The organism is Lihuaxuella thermophila (genome assembly GCF_900110165.1).
Lineage (GTDB): Bacteria > Bacillota > Bacilli > Thermoactinomycetales > Thermoactinomycetaceae > Lihuaxuella > Lihuaxuella thermophila.
Genome location: NZ_FOCQ01000021.1, coordinates 1 through 18,852, shown reverse-complemented (window position 1 = coordinate 18,852; position 18,852 = coordinate 1). Strand labels below are relative to the sequence as shown.

The following is an 18,852-nucleotide window of genomic DNA, read 5'->3' as shown; positions in this document are numbered from 1 at the left end:
GAGGGAGGATGGCCGGGCCAGTCACCATCGGTCAGCCACAATACCCTCATAAAACAACAAGGCCCCATCACCCTGGGTCAAAACTTCCAGGGACGGGGCCTCCGGTGGTCCGGTCGGCAATGCTGGCCAGTTTTTTCTTATTTTTTGTTCCCTGCAGCGGTACGCGTTTTCGAAAGGGAGGAGGGTTCCATGGAAAAGCGTTGTTTTTCCGTGCGATCAATCTGGACAATATGGGAGTCGTGAACCGTAATCAGGATGGAACCGAATTTCAACCCTTCCAATGCCTTTAAAATGCTGTTGATTTGCTCATCAGGGATGGATCGTGGTTTCATTTGATCCCCGCCTTCTTCTTTACATTTGGAATACGTTCAGAAAGCAAATCATCCAAAGTCGTTTGTTCCAAAAGGTGGGCGACCGTATCGCGAATCAGGGTCCAAAGCGGTTTTAACAAACAGCCTTCCTCCAGCGGACACGGATCGTATGCAGTGACGCTGACACATCCCATCGGCGCAAGAGGACCTTCCAGCTGCCGGATGACTTCTCCGATCACAATCTGTTCAGGAGACTTGCGCAGTTTGTATCCGCCTCGTATTCCCCGCTTGCTTTTCACATAGCCAAGATTTTTGAGCTGTAGAAGAATTTGCTCCAGATAGTTAACCGGAACCAGGGTTTTCTCAGCGATCTCGGCAATGGGCATTACAGTGTTCGGCCGATGCCCCAAGACAATCAAGGCGCGCAGGGCATATTCCCCTCTCGTAGATACTTTCATAATCTTGTCTCCTTTTAACAAATAGGACCGGTCTCAACCTCAACCAACCGATTATTCCGGTACCGAAACCGTTACTTCGCTCTTCAATCCGTTTTTGTGCCTGTAGACCACATAAACAATGCTGACCACCCAGATGATGCCCAGGGCCACATAGACGGTTCCGTGCCACGACGCAGGAATGAATTTAAAGCTGTTCAGCATGGTTTTGGCATTTGTCAGGATAATTAATCCGCCGACCATGACCCCGAGCAGATGGGACGGAATCACTCTTACCAGCCAGGCAGCGATCGGGGCTGCCACGATCCCGCCCAGCATCAACGCGCCTACCCATGTCCAGCTGAAACTCGTCCAGCCCAGGGAAATGATGAAACCAACCGTTGCGGAAATGGCGATCGCACATTCGCTTGTGTCGACCGAACCGATGACCTTTCTCGTTTCGATTCCTTTTCTGCTCAGCAAAATCGGGGTGGTTAAGGGTCCCCATCCACCGCCTCCGGTGGAATCCAGAAACCCGGCCACCAAGCCCAGAGGGGTGAGGAAGCGCTTGGAGATTTTGGCTTCACCGGATACAGTCGGACTTCCGAACAGGAACCGTCCGAGCACGTAAAAACCCAGCAGAAACAAAAAGGCGGCTACATATGGTTTCACCAGATCACCGGGCAGGCTGCTCAAAAAACAAGCTCCGGCAAAGGCACCGATGGACCCCGGGATAATCAATCTTTTTACGATTGTCTTATCCACGTTTCCAAACCGCAAATGAGAGATGCCTGAGGCTGCCGTCGTCACCACCTCTGCCATGTGGACAGAAGCGGAAGCCACGGCCGGGGCGATCCCAAACATCAGCAACAACGAACTGGAGGTTACGCCATAAGCCATTCCCAGCGAGCCGTCGACCAATTGGGCAGCAAAACCTATTATCGCCAAAACAATAAGCTTTTGCATGTTCATCTTCCTCCTTAACCGGAGCAATATTTCGAATCATCCGAGAATTATTTCTGTAGTCGAAAAAACCTGAGAATGTTGAGTTTATTAGTCGGGTTTTAGATATGCTATACCATCGTATGCGGGTAGCCAAAAGTACGTGACAGATCATCAACCATCTCTTCTCAAATTTAATAAAACCAATCAATTTACACGGGTTTTATATGAAAAAAATTCACTATTTAGACTGGTGAATCGGTATAAATGGCAGAAAGATGATGGTGTAACTTTGGTGCGGTTGGTGATATGTAGTTGAAACAGGTTTTATAATAAATCCTAGCGGAATAGTCAACATTACATTCAAATAAATTATTAATCTTCCGCTTGTTAGGATGAATATACTATTAAATAAAACCATTGTCAATACCGAAATGTGCATTTTTGAAAAAATAGACAGACGATTTTTTATGGATAAGTCAGATTGATGTGAAATTTTAATATCTAAATTGAAAATAATATTACATTGTTTTTAAATATTCTGTATAATAAAATTGGCGACGATCGGTCAACAAATGGAAAAGAACGGGTATCCGGCTGGGCAATCGCAAGGTTCTTGCAGCAACAAGCCATCTCCAACTGGGTAAAGGAAAGAGGGAGAGCGATGGAAAAAGCATTGCAGGGTGTTCGTGTGTTGGATTTGACCAGGGTGTTGGCGGGCCCCTACGCATCGATGATTCTGGGAGACCTGGGTGCGGACGTGATTAAAATTGAACATCCGGACGGAGGGGATGATTCAAGGGGATACGGGCCTTTTGTCAATGGAGAAAGCGTTTACTTTATCAGCTTAAATCGTAATAAAAAGAGTCTGTCCCTGAATTTGAAATCGCCGGAAGGAAAGGAAATCTTTTTAAAACTGGTGAAAAAAGCCGATGTCGTCATGGAAAATTTCCGCCCGGGAACGATGGAAAAGCTCGGGCTGGGGTACGGGGAACTGGAAAAAATAAATCCGCGTTTGATCTATGCTGCCAGCTCCGGATTTGGGCACACCGGGCCTTATAGTCAAAAAGCGGCTTATGATCTGATCATCCAGGCAATGGGCGGAATCATGAGCCTGACGGGTGAGCCTGACGGTCCGCCGACGAGAACAGGTGCGTCCATCGCTGACATTACGTCGGGTCTGTTCACGGTGATCGGCATAATGGCCGCACTCCATAAACGGAAAGAAACCGGCCGGGGGCAAAAAGTGGATGTCGCCATGCTGGATTGCCAATTAGCGATTTTGGAAAATGCCATTGCCCGCCTGGCTGTCACCGGGGAATCTCCCAAACCCACCGGGAATCGTCATCCGTCCATTACTCCCTTTGCTGTGTTCAGGGCTGCGGACGGATACCTGGTTGTGGCGGCCGGCAATGATCAGCTCTGGCAGAAGTGGTGCCGCGTGGTCGGCAGGGAAGACCTGGTCGAAGATCCCAGATTTAAAACGAATGCTGACCGAACCGAACACTGGGATGAATTGGAACCGATCATGAGTGAGGTGATCGGGAAGCAAAGGGTGGATGATTGGCTGAATCTCTTCGAGGAAGCCGGAATACCTTCCGGACCGATCAATGATGTCGCCAAAGCAGTGGAACATCCCCAGGTGCTTGCCCGGGACATGGTCGTGTACCAGGATCATCCCGTTGCGGGTCGGATCATGATGCCGGGAATCCCGGTTAAACTTTCCAAGACCCCCGGTTCCATTGAAACCCCCGCTCCGTTGCTGGGGGAACATAATCGGGTGATTTTACGTGAATTAGGATATACCGAAACCGAGATTGAACGATTGAAGGAGAAAGGGGTGATATAACGGCCGGCAATGGTCCCGGCATAAATCTCCCGTTTCATCATAAAAAATGAACGTGTAAATCGCTTCACCAGAGATTGACACGGTTTTTTGGTTTTCATTTGAAAAATGCGCTTAACATCCACAGATGTTTCTCGATCCGGGACTCCATGCCGAGCAGAAGGTTGGAGGTGACTTCATCATCGGCTTTTTGTGCCGGATTCATCCCGTTTTTTAGTTCAGCTGCCAGCGTGTTGTCATCCGAGACCAGCGATTTGAACCATTTGCCGGGCCGTTTCCTGGCCTGTTGCTTAAGGAATGCTCGTGGACGTTAATACAAATGCGAACCTCCCTGTGTTCCAGAGGGGTTCGCATCTTTTTTAATATTTATTTGCCTTGTCCCTCGATCGCCCGCTTTAACGCATTCATATAGCCGGTATGGATCCCTTCATGAACATTGTTAAAAGCGAGTACTTCACTGATCGTCGTCAGTTGAAAGCCGTTGGGGAATTGGATCGGCTGTGGCAGCTTCTCATCCAACCGTTCGGGGATGGTCTCTTTGATTCGCGCTTCCTGTTCCCGCAATTGGGAAAGTAATGTTTCCAACGAAGGGGCGTTTCCGGTCCAGTCTGCCGGCTTGGTTCCCGCCCAGAACAACTCTTTATAGTTCTCGGGAAGCATGTTCAAACCGAAAAAGCGGTCGGTAACCGTTAAAATGTGACCGGTATTCCAGCGGATGGTATTATTGAATCCCGCTGGCTGCTGGTCGGCTGCCGTTTCGGAAACGGTTTCCAGAAGCTGGTACATCCGTCCGCGAAACATCTCAAATTGAGCGATTAAAAAGTGGCTCATCTTCATCCCACCTGTTTCAGAATGGTCATCTATTATGATTGTACACAAGTAAAAATTATGCGGCAAATTCTTTAAATATAAAAAATACCCAATATGGGCAAACTCGTTGGGAAATAAGTCCGGCAAACCAGGGCATCGGATGCGTTCGAACCCTGGTTTGCCGGAGGTTGTCCGTTTCCATCAACAAAGCAATTATTTGACCCTTTTTTTCCAAATGCCCAGCATGACAGCGGTAACCGCGGAACCAATCAGAATCGCCAGCACATATAACAGCGGTTTGTTCACCAGTGGGATGACGAAAATACCTCCATGGGGCGCGGGGAGAGTGATTCCGAACATCATGGCCAAAGCGCCGGCAACAGCCGATCCGGTGATGCAGCCGGCGAGCACCCGGATCGGATCAGCGGCTGCGAAGGGAATGGCTCCTTCGGTAATGAAGGATGCACCCATGACATAGTTGGTCAAACCAGACTTGCGCTCTGCATCGGTAAACTTGCTTTTGAAAAAAGTGGTGGCCAGGGCGATGCCGAGCGGGGGAACCATTCCGCCGGCCATGACTGCCGCATGGGGGGCGAAATTGCCGGCTTCGATGGCGGCGATGCCGAAGGTAAACGCGGCTTTGTTGACCGGACCGCCCATGTCGACCGCCATCATTCCGCCCAGGATTAAACCGAGAATCAGGGCATTGCTGCCGCTCAAATCATTCAACCAGGCAGTCATCGCTTTGTTCAGCGCACCTGCGGGCCCGTTGATGACAGTGATCATCAAAACGCCGGTAATCAGGGTTCCGAGCACCGGATACAGGAGAACCGGTTTGATTCCTTCCAATTGATGGGGAAGAACAGCCAACACTCTCTTTAACCCTACCACGATATAACCGGCCAGGAAACCGGCAATCAGACCGCCAAGGAAACCAGCCCCGGCGGTTGCCGCCAGATAGCCGCCCACGACACCCGGAGCGAAACCGGGACGGTCGGCAATGCTGCTGGCGATAAATCCGGCCAGAATTGGTACGAGGAAGTGGAAAGCGCCGTCGCCGCCGCCAATTTTCATCAACGTTTCGGCGATCGGTCCTTTGGCGTCAATCCCGCCGAAAGCAAAAGCGAGAGCGATTAAAATACCGCCGCCGACGACAAAGGGCAGCATATTGCTGACCCCGTTCATCAAATGCTTGTAAAAGCCAAGCCGTTTCTCTCCGGTGTCAGCTTTTGTGATTTCGCCCGTTCGCTCGTAAACGGGGGCCTCCTGTTTTAAAGCCCGTTCGATCAATTCGGCGGGCTTGCGAATTCCCTCCGAGACGGGCACCTGGATCACCCGTTTTCCATGGAAACGATCCATGTCCACCTGCTTGTCTGCCGCGACGATAATGGCCGTGGCCCGTTCAATTTCCTCCCGGGTCAAGGCGTTTTTCACACCGGTGGAACCATTGGTCTCCACTTTGATCGGGACTCCCATCTCCTTTGCTTTGGCTGTCAGCGCATCGGCTGCCATATACGTGTGAGCAATCCCTGTCGGGCAGGCAGTGACGGCGAGAATCAGCTTTTCATGTCCGGCTTCTTTCCGTTGATCGGTCTGTTCGTCGCCTTCATTTTCTTTCGCGTCCACGAGCGCGATCACTTCATCGGCGGTTTTCGCCCGGCTGAGCTGCTCCCGAAAATGGTTGTCCATCAACATCGCAGACAGGCGCGATAAGGTTTCCAGGTGGGTTTCATTGGCTCCTTCGGGGGCCGCGATCATGAAAAATAAGTGGGCGGGTTTGCCGTCCAAGGAATCAAACTCGATCCCTTCATCGCTTTTCCCAAAGCAGATGGCCGGGGTTTTAACCGCTTTCGTTTTGGCGTGCGGAATGGCAATTCCCTCTCCGATCCCGGTGGAGCCTTGAGCTTCCCTCTTTAAAATGGCTTCTTTAAATTCATCCCGGTTGGATAAGCGGCCAGCGGCATCCAGTTTGTCGATCAATTCATCCATCACTGAATCTTTGCTGGTTGATTGAAGATTCATGATCACGGTATCTTTCTGTAAAAGTTCGGTAATCTTCATGTCGCATCCCCTCAAATCTTTTGAATCTGCACTTGCGGGTATAACGCCTCGATCTCCTCTTTTGTACATAAATCCCGGGAAAAAGCGGTTGCGCTTCCGGCGGCGACTCCGTATTGAAAAGCTTTGAGAAGATCACCTGTTTTGGCATAGGTTCCGATAAACCCTGCAACCAGCGAGTCTCCAGCGCCGACGGAGTTGACCACTTTCCCTTGGGGGACATTCGCTGAGTAGATGCCTTCCCGGCTGAAGAAGAGAGCACCTTTTTCGGCCATCGATACGATGACGTTTCGGACTCCCATTTCCACCAGTCTCATGCCATAGGGAAGGATTTCATTCACTGATTGAAAGGTGACGCCGAACAGTTCCCCCAGCTCGTGATGGTTGGGTTTGATTAAGAACGGTTTGTGCTTGACGACGTGCAGCAGCGCTGTTCCCGCCGCATCGACGACTGCATGGATTCCGCGTCCGCTGCACTTTTTCGTCAGTTCTTCATAGAGATTGACGGGCAGTGAGCGGGGGATGCTGCCGGCAAGAACAATCATTTCCCCTTCCGGAATCGAATCGAGCTTAGCGAGAAACTGCCGGAAATGGTGGCCGGGGATCGTCGGGCCTGAGCCGTTGATCTCCGTTTCTCCGCCGCCGGGTGATTTCAGCTTGATATTAATGCGCGAATCTTCTTCCACCTCAATAAAATCGACGTGAATCCCTTCGCGGATCAGGGAATCCCGGATGAAGCGGCCGGTAAATCCCCCGATGAAGCCCAGGGCGGTGGTTTCCGCCCCGATGCGGTGCAAGACGCGGGAAACATTAATCCCTTTCCCGCCCGGAAACTTCAGCTCCCGGCTCGATCGGTTCAGCCGGTCAAGCTGAAAATCTTCCACTTCGACGGTCAAATCAACGGATGGGTTGAGCGTGACAGTATAGATCATTTTTTTCCTACCTCAAACAAAGATGTTTTCTGTTCGTAGCATTCTCTTGTGTCTTCAGGAACTAGATCTGTAATCAAACAAGCTTCTTCAAGATCAGCGAATTTGGCAAATGAGATTTCGGAAAACTTGCTGTGATCAGCCAAAACATACGTTTGGCCGGATAACTGCATAGCGGATTGTTTTAAGAGTGCTTCTTCGGGATCGGGCGTGGTGTAACCCAGTTCGGGATGAATGCCATTGGCTCCCAAAAAACACCGGTCAAATCGGTAGCGCCGGAGATTTTCCAATGCGACGCTGCCGATCAGCGCTTTCGTGGAAGCTTTCATCTTGCCGCCCAGCACATAAGCTTTCACGTGGTTTGCGACAAGAGCTTCCAAATGATTCACTCCGTTGGTGACCACTGTCACCTGCTTGTCGATGAAGTGGGGAATCATTTCAAATGTCGTACTGCCGGCATCCAGGTAAATGCAATCGCCGTTCTTTACCAAAGAAGCGGCAAAGGCAGCGATCTGTTTTTTTTCTTGAAGGTTTTTGGCTGATTTTTCAACCATGCCCGGTTCCGAGCCCTTGCCTTGCAAGAGTGCGGCCCCGCCGTGAATGCGCTTGAGCAAATGTTTTTTTTCCAGTTGGATCAGATCCCGCCGGACAGTTGATTCCGAGGAATCGGTGGCGGCGACGAGATCCTGTATTTTTACGACTCCCTGTTTTCTCAATAAGTCCAAAATCAGTTGATGTCTCTGCGGAGTAAGGATGGCGACCACCTCACTTTGGTATTATCATAACGAAAACCCTTTCATAAAATCAATCATTTTCTTTCGCTTAACTTCAATTTCCTTCATAATCATTCAGGATCGTGCAACTGCTATTTATGCTCATGCCTGAAAAGTGATAAAATAGAATCAGCCACTCCTTGTACTCGCATGGTTTTCGACCGGCATAAGGAGATGGCTGATGGGGAATGAACAGGTATGATCGAATCCTCTGAAGGAAGGGAAGGATACATATGGCGCTGACTGAATCCACCATGTTCCCGCTGGGCAAGCAAGCTCCTTCTTTTGTCTTGCCGGATGTCGTGTCGGGAAAACAGGTTTCATTGGACGATGTAAAATCAGATGTGGCAACGGTGATCATGTTCATTTGCAACCACTGTCCCTATGTGAAGCATGTACAATCCCAGCTGGTGCAATTGGCCAATGATTATCTGCCCAAAGGAGTCTCCTTTGTTGCCATTAACTCCAATGACGCGGAAAAATATCCGGAGGATTCACCGGAAAAAATGAAGCAAGTGGCTGAAGAGCTTGGTTATCCGTTCCCTTACCTGTTTGATGAATCACAGGAAGTGGCCAAAGCCTATCAAGCCGCGTGTACACCGGATTTCTATATCTTTAATCGGAATCTGGAATGCGTTTATCGCGGGCAATTGGATGATTCCCGCCCCGGAAACGATATACCGGTCACGGGCGAATCCATCCGGGCTGCGCTGGACAGCATCCTCAGCGACGAACCTGTCACAGTAAAGCAAAAACCAAGTATGGGCTGCAATATTAAATGGAAAGAATAGTAGACCACTCTCCGGCTTCCGACAGGGGAAAGGCGTGATCCGGATTGTTCTTCAAAAGAGAAAGGACCACAGAGACCGTGGTCCTTTCTCTTTTGAATGCAGTTTTCTTCAACGTTGAACGGGATGTGGAAAAGATTTTCTTTCCATCTCCTCCGTCCGATTGACGGTGTACTCTGACCCTGATTGGATAATCGTATGCAAACCAGACTGCCGATCCGGTTTCAGGACACAGAAACATAAAACACAGCAACGATTCATTCGGCTGCTGTTTTTATAAACTCAACCGGCAACCACAGCTTCTTTTTTCACGTCTGCCGCAGGCCCGTCCGGTTGGGGTGGATCTGCCTGAGTGGTCTTTGTCGGTTTGTCCTTCCTCACGTCGCGGAGGAAGAAGCTGAGGACCAGTCCCACCAGAGTGACTCCGGTTGCCCAGATAAAGGCGTCATCAATTCCTTGTACTGCCGCCTGCATTTGGGCCTGACCGTACAAATAGGCCGTCAATGTTTTCTCAGCTTCGGCAGCGGGCAGACCGGTAGCGGCCGCATGGGACGCAAAGGTTTGAGCAAATGCCGGGTCCATGATGTTGACTTGTTCACTTAACTTCCCGAGATGAAAAGTCGTCCGTGTACTGAAGATCGTCGTGAAAATGCTGATGCCGATCGACCCGGCGATCTGGCGCAACGTGTTTGACATGGCCGTTCCGTGGCTGTTCTTTTCCCGGGGAAGCTGATTGAGCCCGGCAGTCATGATGGGCATCATCAAAAGCGACATCCCAAACGAACGGATCATGTTTAGCATCAGGATATGGGAGTAGCTGGTTTCCAGCGTTAACTGCGTAAACTCGTAAGTGGTCACCGCTGTAACCAGCAGACCAGCCACAGCCAGAGGGCGGGGGCCCCATTTGTCAAACAGCGAACCGGAAATGGGGGACATAATCCCCATGATCACCGCTCCCGGCAGGATTAAGAGTCCTGATTCAAACGGGGTGAAGCCGCGCAGGTTTTGCAGATAGATGGGCAGCAGAAACATCCCCGCATACATGGCGACGGTAACGATGGCACTGACCACGCTGGACAAAGAAAACATATCGTATTTAAAAACACGGAAGTCCAAGAGAGGTTCCGGGGATTGAATCTGCAGGATGATGAACAGAGCCACCAGCAGAACCCCCAGCACGATGCAAGAGACTACGACCGAGTCAGCCCAGCCTCTGGTTCCCGCTTCGCTCAGTCCGTACAACAGCGTGCCGAAGCCGAGCGTGGAGATGACGGAACCCAACAAATCGAGACGTGTTTTTTTTCGTTGTCCGAGATCCTTTAACACAAAGAATGCGACCAGGGTGACGAAGATTCCGAGCGGCACCATTCCGTTGAAGAGCAGGCGCCAGCTGTGGTGCTCGAGGATCCAGCCGGAAAGAGTCGGCCCGATCGCAGGGGCAAACATCATACCCAGCCCGAAAATTCCCATCCCTTTTCCGCGCATCTGCGGGGGAAAGATGAAGAGGATGATGGTCATCACCAGCGGCATGAGAATGCCTCCCCCAATGGCTTGGACCAGACGGCCGATGAGCAAAACTGCGAATGAGGGAGCAACGCCGCAGATCAGCGATCCGGCGGTGAAGAAGAACATGGCCGCGAGGAACAGGAGCCGGACGCCGAAACGTTCAATCAGATAGGCGGACAGGGGAATCAGGATCCCGTTGATCAGCATGTAGCCCGTTAGCAGCCACTGTGCGGTCGAAGCAGTGATATTCATTTCATTGATAATAGGCGGAATCGCCACATTCAGCAGGGTTTGGTTGAGTATCGCTAGAAACATCCCCAGCATCAAGACAGCTAAAAGAGGAATGTGGCGGGCAATTCCCTGATTGGATGCGTTCGTGCTTTCCGTTGACAACAGGCAGCCCTCCTTTCATTCGTAACATGCACTTTTTATTTGTGAATTTTCACCGTTGCGTTCATGCCCGGCACAATACCTGACGGGTAGTTTTCCATCTCGATTTTTACCGGAATCCGCTGAACCACTTTGGTGTAGTCACCGCTGGCATGAGATTGCGGTAAAAGAGAAAAGACGGAGTTGGTGACCAGTCCGATCTCGGTCACTTTCCCTTTGATTTTCGTTCCGTTCACGGCGTCCACGGTAATATCGGCCTCTTGCCCAACGCTCACATCTTCAATCGAGGTTTCCTCGATGTTCGCGGTAATGTAGAGCTTTTTCATATTCACGATTTGTGCCAGCGGCTGGCCGGGAGAAACCATTTGACCTTCCAGTGCTTTACTTTGCACGATGGTCCCCTCTGACGGGGCCGTTACGTCAACGGTTGCATTCCCTGCCGCCACTTTCCCGAGCACGTACCCCTTGGCGACAACCAGGCCGTTTTTGCCGTTCCAGGCTGTCAATTTCCCGCCCGCTTCCGCCGCAACAGGAACAATATCCCCCATCACTTTGGCATCTTCAGTGGTAATGTAGTTTTGCTGATCGTAATAGTAATAATAGCCTCCGATCCCCAATCCGACGATGACAAGGAAAATCAGTGCATTCAACAATAAAAACTTTCCGGTCTTCATGCAGAATCTCTCCTCTCCACATATCTATCTTACTTATGGATTTTTATGGTTGCGTTCATTCCCAGGGCCAGATATTTCCCTGAAAAATCATCGACCACGATCTTTACCGGCACTCGTTCGATTTCTTTGGAATCACTGGCAGATGCGTTTCCGGACAGGAAGTTCCCGGCGGAGCGCCCGATCTCAGTTACTTTACCGTGAAACGTCTCATCCGGATAAGCATCCAGAAAGATATCCGCTTCTTTGCCTGTGCTGATATCGAGAATTTGCTCTTCGTCGATGTAAGCCAGCACATAAGGATTGGATAAGTCAGCCGCCATGGCGATCGTCTCTCCCTGCCTCACGACTTCTCCGGGCACCGCGTGAGTCTCCAGAATCACTCCCTCAATGGGTGACAGCAGTTCATGCACGACGGGCTTTCCTTTTTCCTGGCCCGGTTTCTTGGAACCCGGTCTCATGGGGAGGCCATTGACGGAAACCTCTTCTTTGCCGAGCAGCGCATGTGCACCGATTTGTTCTCCCACATGCACCGACCACTCGCTCAGTTTACCTGTGGCGGGGGCGGTGATGGGAATGATGTCCGCCTCGACACGGGCATTGTCCGTCGTGAGGTACTGAGAATGTTGATTCCAGGAATAGACGCCACCGCCGACCAAAGCCAGTATACAGGCAAGGGCGGTGACGCTGATCATCAGTCGTTTCATCTTTTTTAACCCCTTGCTTGTGATTCGGTTGAAGTGTTTCCATCAAGACATTGCGTGAACTTTTGAAGCAATTCCGTTAACACCCGGACTTCGTCCGAACTCATGTTGGTCAGATGCCTTTGCAACTGTTGAGATTGACTGATCGGAAAATCCGCCAACAACTCCTCGCATTTTTCGGTCAAACCGACCCGGACGACCCGCCGGTCCTGTTCATCCCGTTGGCGGTAAACATAATCCATCCGCTCCAGCCGGTCTACAATCCCGCTGATGGAACTGGTGGCCGTTTCCAGCTTTTTGCTCAGTTCCACCAACGATTGGGGCCCCTCTTCTGTTAACACTCGCAATAATTTAGCCTGCGAAATGGTCAGGTTATATGTTTTCAATTTTTCCTGCACCACGCGGCGGTAGGCGATCATGCACCGTTGCAGGGATGTAAGCAGCTCAATGATTTGTTTGTCGCTAACCACAAAAAGGTTCACCTCAATAAATGTTTATGAGATTAAATATTTTATATGCGAAACATTACCATCATAATGTTTCACTTTGTTAAATGTCAATAGAATAATATTCCGGCTACAGAAATAAAAAGAGAAACGTATGCATAAAGGTGCTGGAAAGGATCATTTTTTCGTCACCCTGTCTCCATCCGCCGACCTCTTGCCTGCCTATGCCGGACTCTCTCCGAGCGCAGCTCATGCCATGAAATGTTTTATGTGTAACTGGTGATCAGTGAGAAGAAGGGATCTATAACTTTTTAAATATATTGTTATATTAAGTTTATTAAAAGGTTTGTCGGGGAAAAGGTAAGTAGCATGAAACCGATGGGAGGCGAAGAGAATGGTGCTGGAACTGCTCAGAAAAGAGTTGCTGAGTTGGGAAGGGGTAACCGAACACCCTCATCGTTTTGGCGGGGTTGAATTTCGTTACATGAATAAAGAATTGGGCCACTTGCACGGGGAAAAGCTTGCCGATTTGCCATTCCCCAAGTCTGTCAGAGACCAAATCATTGAACAGGGACTGGCCAAACCCCATCATGTTTATCCTGACTCCGGATGGGTCAGTTACTGGATCAAAGGGGCGGAAGACTTCGATACATTATGCAAGTTATTCAGAATGCAGTATGACCGGATCTCCCGAAGGAAAAAAGATCAGTGATGCGACGAATCATCAAAACGGCCGGCTTCCCATTTCGCGTTGCCGGCCGTTTATTTTTTCCGTCTTCAATCAGCGGAATCAGAAAAAGCGAGTCAGTCGTATATTTCCATTTAAAACCGTGAAAAATATGCTTGACTTTATGGTTGTGCTGCTATATACTTAGTTTTGTCGTCAGCGATAACCAAACTAATTAAACATTCATGGGGCATTAGCTCAGCTGGGAGAGCGCTACACTGGCAGTGTAGAGGTCAGCGGTTCGAGCCCGCTATGCTCCACCAACCAAACCCTCGACATGTCGGGGGTTTTCGCGTTTGTAAGGAAATGGAATTGAGGAGAAAATGGCCAAATGATCACATTTTGATCACGCACTTATAGGAATCTATAAGTGCATTAGACGTTATATAAGAAAAAGCCTGTGAATCTCGTCTGATTGTTAAGTGACGGATTCAGAGGCTTTTGGTTTCTGATAACTAAATTTGTTAAATCAGCTAAGCAACTGGTATGATTAATAGTCTTGTTCACTTGATACTAGGTAAACTAAGATTGACTGAAACCTCTCTACAGTAACAGCTTTCAGTTTAACAACTTTCATTGATGCGCATAATATCTTGCGAGTCAATATTTTTTATCCAACTAATAAGAAAATCACTTCAAATCGCGCTGTTCAGAAGTGGTTTTTACAAAAATTGAGTCACCAATAGTTATTGGTTAGCTGTTATTATATGTTTTTGTTTCATTTAGTAATTGTTCTAATAACATTCTTTTTGTCTTCTCGTCGAGGTTTGTGATTTCAGGGAAAGCATTTTTATCACTTGAAGTTTCAGTTGCTTTTTTTTCTGAAGTTTGTTTTTCCTTTACAAAGATGAATAATCCATCCTTTTCATTCTCTAAAAAGAAAGTCTCCCCGTTTTTTTCTGGTAGTAAACCGTTGTCTCTAAGAAAATCCTTACAAGAAATCTGAGTGTGATTTTTTGATAATTTAAAAAGAGCAGCTTTAGGGTATTTTTCGGGAAGAGCAATTGCAATACCCTTTTTATCTTCATAATAACCTAGCACCACATGTGTTAAGTTTCCATGTTTTAAAAGCAGTTCTCTTGTTGTTTTAGGAAATGTAATGCGTCCGTGTTGGTTGGTTGTTATGTAAGGAATGCCTATAGTATTCCGTAGTTTACCGCGTTTTGTGTATATTTTTATTTGCATTTTACGTCCCTCCCTTTTATGTAAATTATAGCATTAGTTTACATTATTTGTAAACTACCGAATTGTTTTGTTAGTCTACAAAAATGCGTTATATGCTCAGCACTACATAACTTTCTGGAGTCTCCATCACTTTTAAATACAAAATGAGAGGGATTGATTCTATAAGTACAGAACTAGTTCAAGCTATTGGCTTGAAATGAAAAGCAATCACACCACCCCGCCATTTTATGATTTGGCAATCAATGATGAGGATGTGGCAACAGTGAGAAAGCAAAACATTGAAAATGGCCTGCCAAGTAAGTTGGCGGGCCATTTTTTTATTTAATATTCTTGTGTCACAGTCATGGGCAAAGAAGTCCTATTGGTCGTAGGGACGTTACAGAAGGCAATCTAACTAAGAACCTTAGATGAATCGTTTATAAACAAATGATTTAATGAGTATTGAGAAACAAGATCGTTGCGATGATACACTAAAATAAATTAACGGGAACTAGCGCTATTGTCACGTATCAGAGAGATACAAACAAAAAAGGTAATCGAACGGAATCGACTACCTATTACTTTTTTTCAGATGTCGTTAGAAGGAGGCTCGTCATCGTCGCCCATTTTTATTAAAGCCTGTTCTTTCGCTCCGTTAAAAACTTTAGTTTGGAAGGATTGGGCGAAAAATACATTAAAGAATTTCATAAACCTCATCCTCGCTTTTCAATCTAAGTATAATTTCCAAGTCAAGCTTCGTTTTTAAACAATCAACGAAATCAGCATCGTCTGTCTTTCCCATCTTAACAAAACAGTATGCCTTTTTCAACAAAGCTGTATACTGTCTGTGCTTGTATCTTTTTTCACAAAGGTCTGCTGCTTCCTGATAAAAAGGAATGGCTTCGGCATACTGTTCTTGAAATGCATAGAGATTGCCCATAGCTATTAACGCCTTGGCACAACTCAGTACGTTGGGTGTTTCCCGTGAAATTTGAATTGCTTTCTCAAGGTGTTCTCTTGCTAGATTCCACTCTTTTTTGCTGTTGTGTAATATCCCGAGCCAAGTATGGGCTTCGACATGTCTTCGAGGGTGCTTGAAATCGCTATCTAAAGTAAGTACCAGATGAAAACGGTCATAAGCTGTATCAAAATCTTTTTGGTACAAATGTATACTTCCTAAAATTGTTAGTAAGTCAAGATAACGATTTCGTCTTCGGACACTTTTGGCAATTTTCAAACCTTCCTCACAAACCTGAATCGCTTCCTCGTTCATTCCCCTGTCTCGAAAAAGACTGGCTCTAAAGGTATAAAGGTCCAGAAGTGCGCCGTTGTTTTTATCTATCTTTGATCTTAGCGGCCAAATTTCATTAAGTATTAAGAAGGCTTCGTCACTACGTGAGGAATTGATTAAGTAAAAAATTTTATTGCTGAATAGGTTGTATTTTATTTGCTCCCGTTCCTTTGATTCATCATACGCTTCTAAACCTTTGTTAATGTATTGGATTGCCTGTTCAAGATCGTTTTGAAAGTAGCTGCAATTACCCATCTTTAACCTCTTCAGTAACTTCTTGAACCAGTTTATCTAATTCACTTTTTTTCATATCTATTTTTTTGAGATAACGATTGAAGTAGTCTTCTCTTACTGACTTTCCGTTCTCAATGTTGCTTAGAGTTCCTTTAGAAATATTCAAATCCTCCATGTCTTCCAACGTCAGATTCTTTTCTTTGATCCTCCTTCTTCTAACCACATACCGAGCGATTTCGTCATCTAAACTAACGTTTTTCATTCAAGCCCTCCTTAAATTTGAAAAAACCTCACGAAATTATGGTATACACAATACGTAGAAATATCAAATGATTTCGCCTTTAAGTACAAAACTTTGAACGATTGATTAAAGAGGTGGAAAAAGCGCATGATTTCGTACTATCGTTTCCTAAATAGCTAGTCTGTTTAAGAACTAAACTTAAACCAAATAAATATTGAGAAAATTTGAACTATGATACTATAATTTAAGCATAGACAGAAATGGATTGCAATTTGCTATTCGACATTGCTTCGTGTTTTAATGAAATTTTTTTATAGGAGGAGGTGGAATTTTTGTGCTGAAACTTCAAATAGAAGGTCAACCAAATCAGGTCAAATCATTTCTGCAAGACATTGGGCAACGTCCTCAGATTGAACTGATTCATCAAGAAGTTCACAACGGTGGAATGACTGGGCAGGTAGATGTAAGCGTATCATGTTACATTAAGTATCTGCCGGATCGGCGGCTCCGGATGTTACAAATTACCACTATGGAAGGAGGAGAAATCCGAATTCCATTACTGGATGTGACCCAGGTGGAGATCGATGAAGGAGTTCAGGTGGTTTTTGGTAAGTATTTTGACATTTTTTCATGAAAAAAAGAGCCAGATAAAAAAGGCTCTCAAAAACAATTTTCGATAACTTCATTATAACACAAAAGGAGTTTGATTGTGTTACGGCTCAGTGTAGAAGGACCGGAAGAAGAAGTGCGGGCATTTCTAAAAGACTTTGCACTTCTTCCGCAACATCGAATTTTAGCTACGTCAGCACAGTATTTGAAGAAGGGTTTGGGGACGAGCGAGATTCAGATGAATTGTAGCTTTGTCTACTACCCTTTAAAAGAAATCAACGAGCCCATTACTGTTATGTTCAGAACAACAAACGGAAAACATTTATGCTTCACACTGCTAAAGGGTAATGTGATTCGGGACGGCAACAGAATTTCTATTAATGGAGAGGCAGCATCGGGGCTCTTGGAATGAGTAATTGCAGTTGTGGGAGGAAATGCTGTGGAACAAAGAGAGATCGTATTAAAGCTTGACATCGAATCGAAACAAATGGTTTGCCGTTTACTCAACAAACACCTGGAAGAATTGCTGAAAAAGGCGGAGGTTCAACATACGTTTGCTCAACTTCTCATTGCACACGAAGTAGACCGGACAAATTATATTCTGGACCAACTAAACTCCCAGTGGACAAAGGTACTTCCCTTTACTCTTTCAAACCAGCAGGAGTCAGGTGGTCTTACACAATGAAACTGGCAATTGAAACACTGTATTTGTCAGATGTGAAATGTAAAGACTGTGGCAGAAAAATCAAAAACAATCACTTTCAAGAATGGAAACCTCAACCGGTACAAAAATTCGTATGTTACAGCGCGAAATGCAACAAGGAAGAAAAATTTTTAATCCGGTATGAGCGTAAAAACACTATCGATGACCATGAGCGTAAACAACAGCTACTGCGCAATGCACCATACAAAACAGTTCCGCTGATTGCAATTGGAACGATTACAGTTAGTAGATTTAAGAAAATCAGTGAATGAAGAAGTCTCTTACGTGGATGGGAGTTGGAGAGTCTCAAGAGAAGTCGCTGGAAAGAAAAAAGGAATTTCCAAAAAAGGTATATCTAAAAACGAACTTTCCCAGGAGTTGCTCATGAGACTGTTTCAAAAGGAAACGAAAAGTCATCTGGAACCTATCAAATATTGGTATGACTGGTCGGAACAAAAGTTGGTTGTGCTCCATTGTCCGAGCGGAAAGACTAAGAAAATCAAAAATCCAAAGAGAATCGAACGTTTTTTGCAAGCGTATGAGGCAACATTAGTAGAATGCAAGGGAGTAACCGAGGATATTGATCGACTACATTTATTCAAAAAAGTGCGGGTTCACAAATAAATATGGAGAGCTTGTTGTATAGTTAGCCTCTAAATGTGGCTGAACCGTGCGACAAGCTCCCAAATGAAATTTTTAATAATTAAAGGGCTTATGTTGGACAGAATGAATGGAGGGTTAAAATGGAGGCTCAGAAAAACAATAAAAGCATTTCTGTATTGAAGGAAACAAAAGATGACGAAAAAAGGGTCATTTTAATGCCTGATCAAGTGAAACTGTTTGTTCAAGCTGGTTATCAAGTATACGTTGAAACTGGTGCAGGAAATGGATCAGGTTTTTCTGATGATGAATATCGAGAAGCTGGTGCGGAGATCGTTTCAACTTCGGAAGCCTGGTTGGCAAGTCCGTTCGTCGTAAAATTTAAGTCACCTGGCCCCCATGAGTATCATTTTTTGCATCAGAAAATGCATATAGGAGCGTTTTTTCACGCGGAAGGAAACCCCGAGTTGACAAAAGTGCTTTGCGATTCCGGAGTAACAGCTTATGCTTTTGAGTTTTTTCGGACAACAGATGGCTTTTTTCCGATGTCTTTTGCGGATAGTGAGATTGCAGGTAAGATCTTAATGCCCCCCATAAGTCCAGACAATTATGCAACTTTTTGAGTTAGCATTTGTCTAAATTCTCTTGGAGACCTGTAATTCAAAGCGGAGTGAG

23 protein-coding genes, 1 tRNA gene and 1 pseudogene are annotated in these 18,852 nt (G+C 46.6%); 10 read left to right on the top strand and 15 right to left on the bottom strand.

What is annotated here, in order from left to right; translation table 11 throughout:
• Positions 1-137 precede the first annotated feature (137 nt).
• The 3 genes from BMW55_RS17705 to BMW55_RS17695 are packed head-to-tail and all read right to left on the bottom strand — an operon-like array spanning position 138 to position 1,711.
• Positions 138-332 (bottom strand): YezD family protein, encoded by a 195-nt coding sequence (locus tag BMW55_RS17705; RefSeq protein WP_089972940.1) that lies wholly within the window; start codon positions 330-332, stop codon positions 138-140.
• Positions 329-769 carry an RrF2 family transcriptional regulator gene (locus BMW55_RS17700; RefSeq protein ID WP_089972937.1) on the bottom strand — a complete coding sequence of 147 codons (441 nt, stop codon included), beginning with the start codon at positions 767-769 and terminating at the stop codon, positions 329-331. Before BMW55_RS17700 ends, BMW55_RS17705 begins: the two co-directional genes overlap by 4 nt.
• A 51-nt stretch (positions 770-820) precedes the next feature.
• Positions 821-1,711, bottom strand: a complete 891-nt coding sequence (locus BMW55_RS17695; protein WP_089972931.1) for a sulfite exporter TauE/SafE family protein — start codon at positions 1,709-1,711, stop codon at positions 821-823.
• 640 nt (positions 1,712-2,351) lie between these two features.
• On the opposite strand from BMW55_RS17695, the gene BMW55_RS17690 reads away from it, so the two are divergent.
• A complete protein-coding gene (locus BMW55_RS17690) occupies positions 2,352-3,536 on the top strand; it encodes a CaiB/BaiF CoA transferase family protein (protein ID WP_089972927.1) in 1,185 nt (394 codons plus the stop codon).
• 94 nt (positions 3,537-3,630) lie between these two features.
• On the opposite strand, the pseudogene BMW55_RS20010 reads toward BMW55_RS17690, so the two are convergent.
• The 5 genes and pseudogenes from BMW55_RS20010 to BMW55_RS17670 form a co-directional block, all read right to left on the bottom strand.
• A pseudogene (locus tag BMW55_RS20010) lies at positions 3,631-3,786 on the bottom strand (DNA starvation/stationary phase protection protein); the annotation flags it as partial.
• Positions 3,787-3,899: 113 nt separating this feature from the next.
• Entirely contained in the window at positions 3,900-4,364 is a 465-nt protein-coding gene (locus tag BMW55_RS17685; RefSeq protein WP_170840014.1) for a DinB family protein, read from the bottom strand.
• Between the two features lie 192 nt (positions 4,365-4,556).
• The gene (locus tag BMW55_RS17680; protein ID WP_089972921.1) at positions 4,557-6,404 is read right to left on the bottom strand and encodes a PTS fructose transporter subunit IIABC; all 1,848 of its coding nucleotides are present in this window, start codon (positions 6,402-6,404) and stop codon (positions 4,557-4,559) included.
• An 11-nt stretch (positions 6,405-6,415) separates the two neighbouring features.
• Entirely contained in the window at positions 6,416-7,333 is a 918-nt protein-coding gene (pfkB, locus tag BMW55_RS17675; RefSeq protein WP_089972917.1) for a 1-phosphofructokinase, read from the bottom strand.
• A complete protein-coding gene (locus tag BMW55_RS17670; protein WP_089973020.1) occupies positions 7,330-8,085 on the bottom strand; it encodes a DeoR/GlpR family DNA-binding transcription regulator in 756 nt (251 codons plus the stop codon). The genes pfkB and BMW55_RS17670 overlap by 4 nt, the downstream gene beginning before the upstream one ends.
• A 251-nt stretch (positions 8,086-8,336) precedes the next feature.
• On the opposite strand from BMW55_RS17670, the gene BMW55_RS17665 reads away from it, so the two are divergent.
• Positions 8,337-8,894, top strand: coding sequence for a thioredoxin family protein (locus tag BMW55_RS17665; protein WP_089972913.1), 558 nt, complete (start codon positions 8,337-8,339; stop codon positions 8,892-8,894).
• A gap of 279 nt (positions 8,895-9,173) precedes the next feature.
• Here the strand turns inward: BMW55_RS17665 and BMW55_RS17660 are convergent, their stop codons facing one another.
• From BMW55_RS17660 to BMW55_RS17645, 4 genes are read right to left on the bottom strand one after another with little or no spacing between them, the layout of a single operon-like run.
• Positions 9,174-10,793, bottom strand: coding sequence for a DHA2 family efflux MFS transporter permease subunit (locus BMW55_RS17660; protein ID WP_425283882.1), 1,620 nt, complete (start codon positions 10,791-10,793; stop codon positions 9,174-9,176).
• A gap of 32 nt (positions 10,794-10,825) precedes the next feature.
• Positions 10,826-11,461: a biotin/lipoyl-containing protein gene (locus tag BMW55_RS17655; protein ID WP_089972910.1), complete on the bottom strand. Its 636-nt coding sequence runs from the start codon at positions 11,459-11,461 to the stop codon at positions 10,826-10,828.
• Between the two features lie 29 nt (positions 11,462-11,490).
• Positions 11,491-12,165: an HlyD family secretion protein gene (locus BMW55_RS17650; protein ID WP_089972906.1), complete on the bottom strand. Its 675-nt coding sequence runs from the start codon at positions 12,163-12,165 to the stop codon at positions 11,491-11,493.
• A 5-nt stretch (positions 12,166-12,170) separates the two neighbouring features.
• Positions 12,171-12,632 (bottom strand): MarR family winged helix-turn-helix transcriptional regulator, encoded by a 462-nt coding sequence (locus BMW55_RS17645; RefSeq protein ID WP_089972903.1) that lies wholly within the window; start codon positions 12,630-12,632, stop codon positions 12,171-12,173.
• 370 nt (positions 12,633-13,002) lie between these two features.
• Here BMW55_RS17645 and BMW55_RS17640 point away from each other — a divergent pair, with 370 nt between their 5' ends.
• Complete coding sequence (locus BMW55_RS17640; RefSeq protein WP_089972894.1) at positions 13,003-13,320, top strand: luciferase domain-containing protein; 318 nt, start codon at positions 13,003-13,005, stop codon at positions 13,318-13,320.
• Between the two features lie 202 nt (positions 13,321-13,522).
• Positions 13,523-13,598, top strand: a tRNA-Ala gene (locus BMW55_RS17635).
• 430 nt (positions 13,599-14,028) lie between these two features.
• Here the strand turns inward: BMW55_RS17635 and BMW55_RS17630 are convergent.
• From BMW55_RS17630 to BMW55_RS17620, 3 genes are all read right to left on the bottom strand, one after another.
• On the bottom strand, positions 14,029-14,520 hold the full coding sequence (locus tag BMW55_RS17630) for a hypothetical protein (protein WP_089972890.1): 492 nt from the start codon (positions 14,518-14,520) through the stop codon (positions 14,029-14,031).
• Between the two features lie 673 nt (positions 14,521-15,193).
• Positions 15,194-16,045 carry a tetratricopeptide repeat protein gene (locus BMW55_RS17625; RefSeq protein WP_089972887.1) on the bottom strand — a complete coding sequence of 284 codons (852 nt, stop codon included), beginning with the start codon at positions 16,043-16,045 and terminating at the stop codon, positions 15,194-15,196.
• Positions 16,038-16,286 (bottom strand): helix-turn-helix domain-containing protein, encoded by a 249-nt coding sequence (locus tag BMW55_RS17620; RefSeq protein ID WP_089972884.1) that lies wholly within the window; start codon positions 16,284-16,286, stop codon positions 16,038-16,040. The genes BMW55_RS17625 and BMW55_RS17620 overlap by 8 nt, the downstream gene beginning before the upstream one ends.
• A 313-nt stretch (positions 16,287-16,599) precedes the next feature.
• Here BMW55_RS17620 and BMW55_RS17615 point away from each other — a divergent pair, with 313 nt between their 5' ends.
• The 6 genes from BMW55_RS17615 to BMW55_RS17590 all read left to right on the top strand — a co-directional run bounded on the left by BMW55_RS17615 (position 16,600) and on the right by BMW55_RS17590 (position 18,800).
• Positions 16,600-16,899, top strand: coding sequence for a hypothetical protein (locus BMW55_RS17615; protein WP_089972881.1), 300 nt, complete (start codon positions 16,600-16,602; stop codon positions 16,897-16,899).
• A gap of 75 nt (positions 16,900-16,974) precedes the next feature.
• Positions 16,975-17,286: a hypothetical protein gene (locus tag BMW55_RS17610; protein ID WP_089972878.1), complete on the top strand. Its 312-nt coding sequence runs from the start codon at positions 16,975-16,977 to the stop codon at positions 17,284-17,286.
• Between the two features lie 27 nt (positions 17,287-17,313).
• A complete protein-coding gene (locus BMW55_RS17605; RefSeq protein ID WP_089972875.1) occupies positions 17,314-17,559 on the top strand; it encodes a hypothetical protein in 246 nt (81 codons plus the stop codon).
• Positions 17,556-17,849 (top strand): hypothetical protein, encoded by a 294-nt coding sequence (locus BMW55_RS17600; protein WP_089972872.1) that lies wholly within the window; start codon positions 17,556-17,558, stop codon positions 17,847-17,849. The genes BMW55_RS17605 and BMW55_RS17600 overlap by 4 nt, the downstream gene beginning before the upstream one ends.
• A gap of 13 nt (positions 17,850-17,862) precedes the next feature.
• Positions 17,863-18,201: a hypothetical protein gene (locus BMW55_RS17595; RefSeq protein WP_089972870.1), complete on the top strand. Its 339-nt coding sequence runs from the start codon at positions 17,863-17,865 to the stop codon at positions 18,199-18,201.
• Between the two features lie 119 nt (positions 18,202-18,320).
• Complete coding sequence (locus tag BMW55_RS17590) at positions 18,321-18,800, top strand: Rossmann-fold NAD(P)-binding domain-containing protein (protein WP_089972867.1); 480 nt, start codon at positions 18,321-18,323, stop codon at positions 18,798-18,800.
• Positions 18,801-18,852: the final 52 nt, after the last annotated feature.

Coding starts and splice junctions, on each gene's coding strand:
- BMW55_RS17695 (WP_089972931.1), bottom strand. CDS start 1,711: ATGCAAAAGCTTATTGTTTTGGCGATAATAGGTTTTGCTGCCCAATTG.
- BMW55_RS17630 (WP_089972890.1), bottom strand. CDS start 14,520: ATGCAAATAAAAATATACACAAAACGCGGTAAACTACGGAATACTATA.
- BMW55_RS17680 (WP_089972921.1), bottom strand. CDS start 6,404: ATGAAGATTACCGAACTTTTACAGAAAGATACCGTGATCATGAATCTT.
- BMW55_RS17620 (WP_089972884.1), bottom strand. CDS start 16,286: ATGAAAAACGTTAGTTTAGATGACGAAATCGCTCGGTATGTGGTTAGA.
- BMW55_RS17650 (WP_089972906.1), bottom strand. CDS start 12,165: ATGAAACGACTGATGATCAGCGTCACCGCCCTTGCCTGTATACTGGCT.
- pfkB (WP_089972917.1), bottom strand. CDS start 7,333: ATGATCTATACTGTCACGCTCAACCCATCCGTTGATTTGACCGTCGAA.
- BMW55_RS17690 (WP_089972927.1), top strand. CDS start 2,352: ATGGAAAAAGCATTGCAGGGTGTTCGTGTGTTGGATTTGACCAGGGTG.
- BMW55_RS17625 (WP_089972887.1), bottom strand. CDS start 16,045: ATGGGTAATTGCAGCTACTTTCAAAACGATCTTGAACAGGCAATCCAA.
- BMW55_RS17700 (WP_089972937.1), bottom strand. CDS start 769: ATGAAAGTATCTACGAGAGGGGAATATGCCCTGCGCGCCTTGATTGTC.
- BMW55_RS17590 (WP_089972867.1), top strand. CDS start 18,321: ATGGAGGCTCAGAAAAACAATAAAAGCATTTCTGTATTGAAGGAAACA.
- BMW55_RS17640 (WP_089972894.1), top strand. CDS start 13,003: ATGGTGCTGGAACTGCTCAGAAAAGAGTTGCTGAGTTGGGAAGGGGTA.
- BMW55_RS17665 (WP_089972913.1), top strand. CDS start 8,337: ATGGCGCTGACTGAATCCACCATGTTCCCGCTGGGCAAGCAAGCTCCT.
- BMW55_RS17655 (WP_089972910.1), bottom strand. CDS start 11,461: ATGAAGACCGGAAAGTTTTTATTGTTGAATGCACTGATTTTCCTTGTC.
- BMW55_RS17705 (WP_089972940.1), bottom strand. CDS start 332: ATGAAACCACGATCCATCCCTGATGAGCAAATCAACAGCATTTTAAAG.
- BMW55_RS17600 (WP_089972872.1), top strand. CDS start 17,556: ATGAAACTGGCAATTGAAACACTGTATTTGTCAGATGTGAAATGTAAA.
- BMW55_RS17685 (WP_170840014.1), bottom strand. CDS start 4,364: ATGAGCCACTTTTTAATCGCTCAATTTGAGATGTTTCGCGGACGGATG.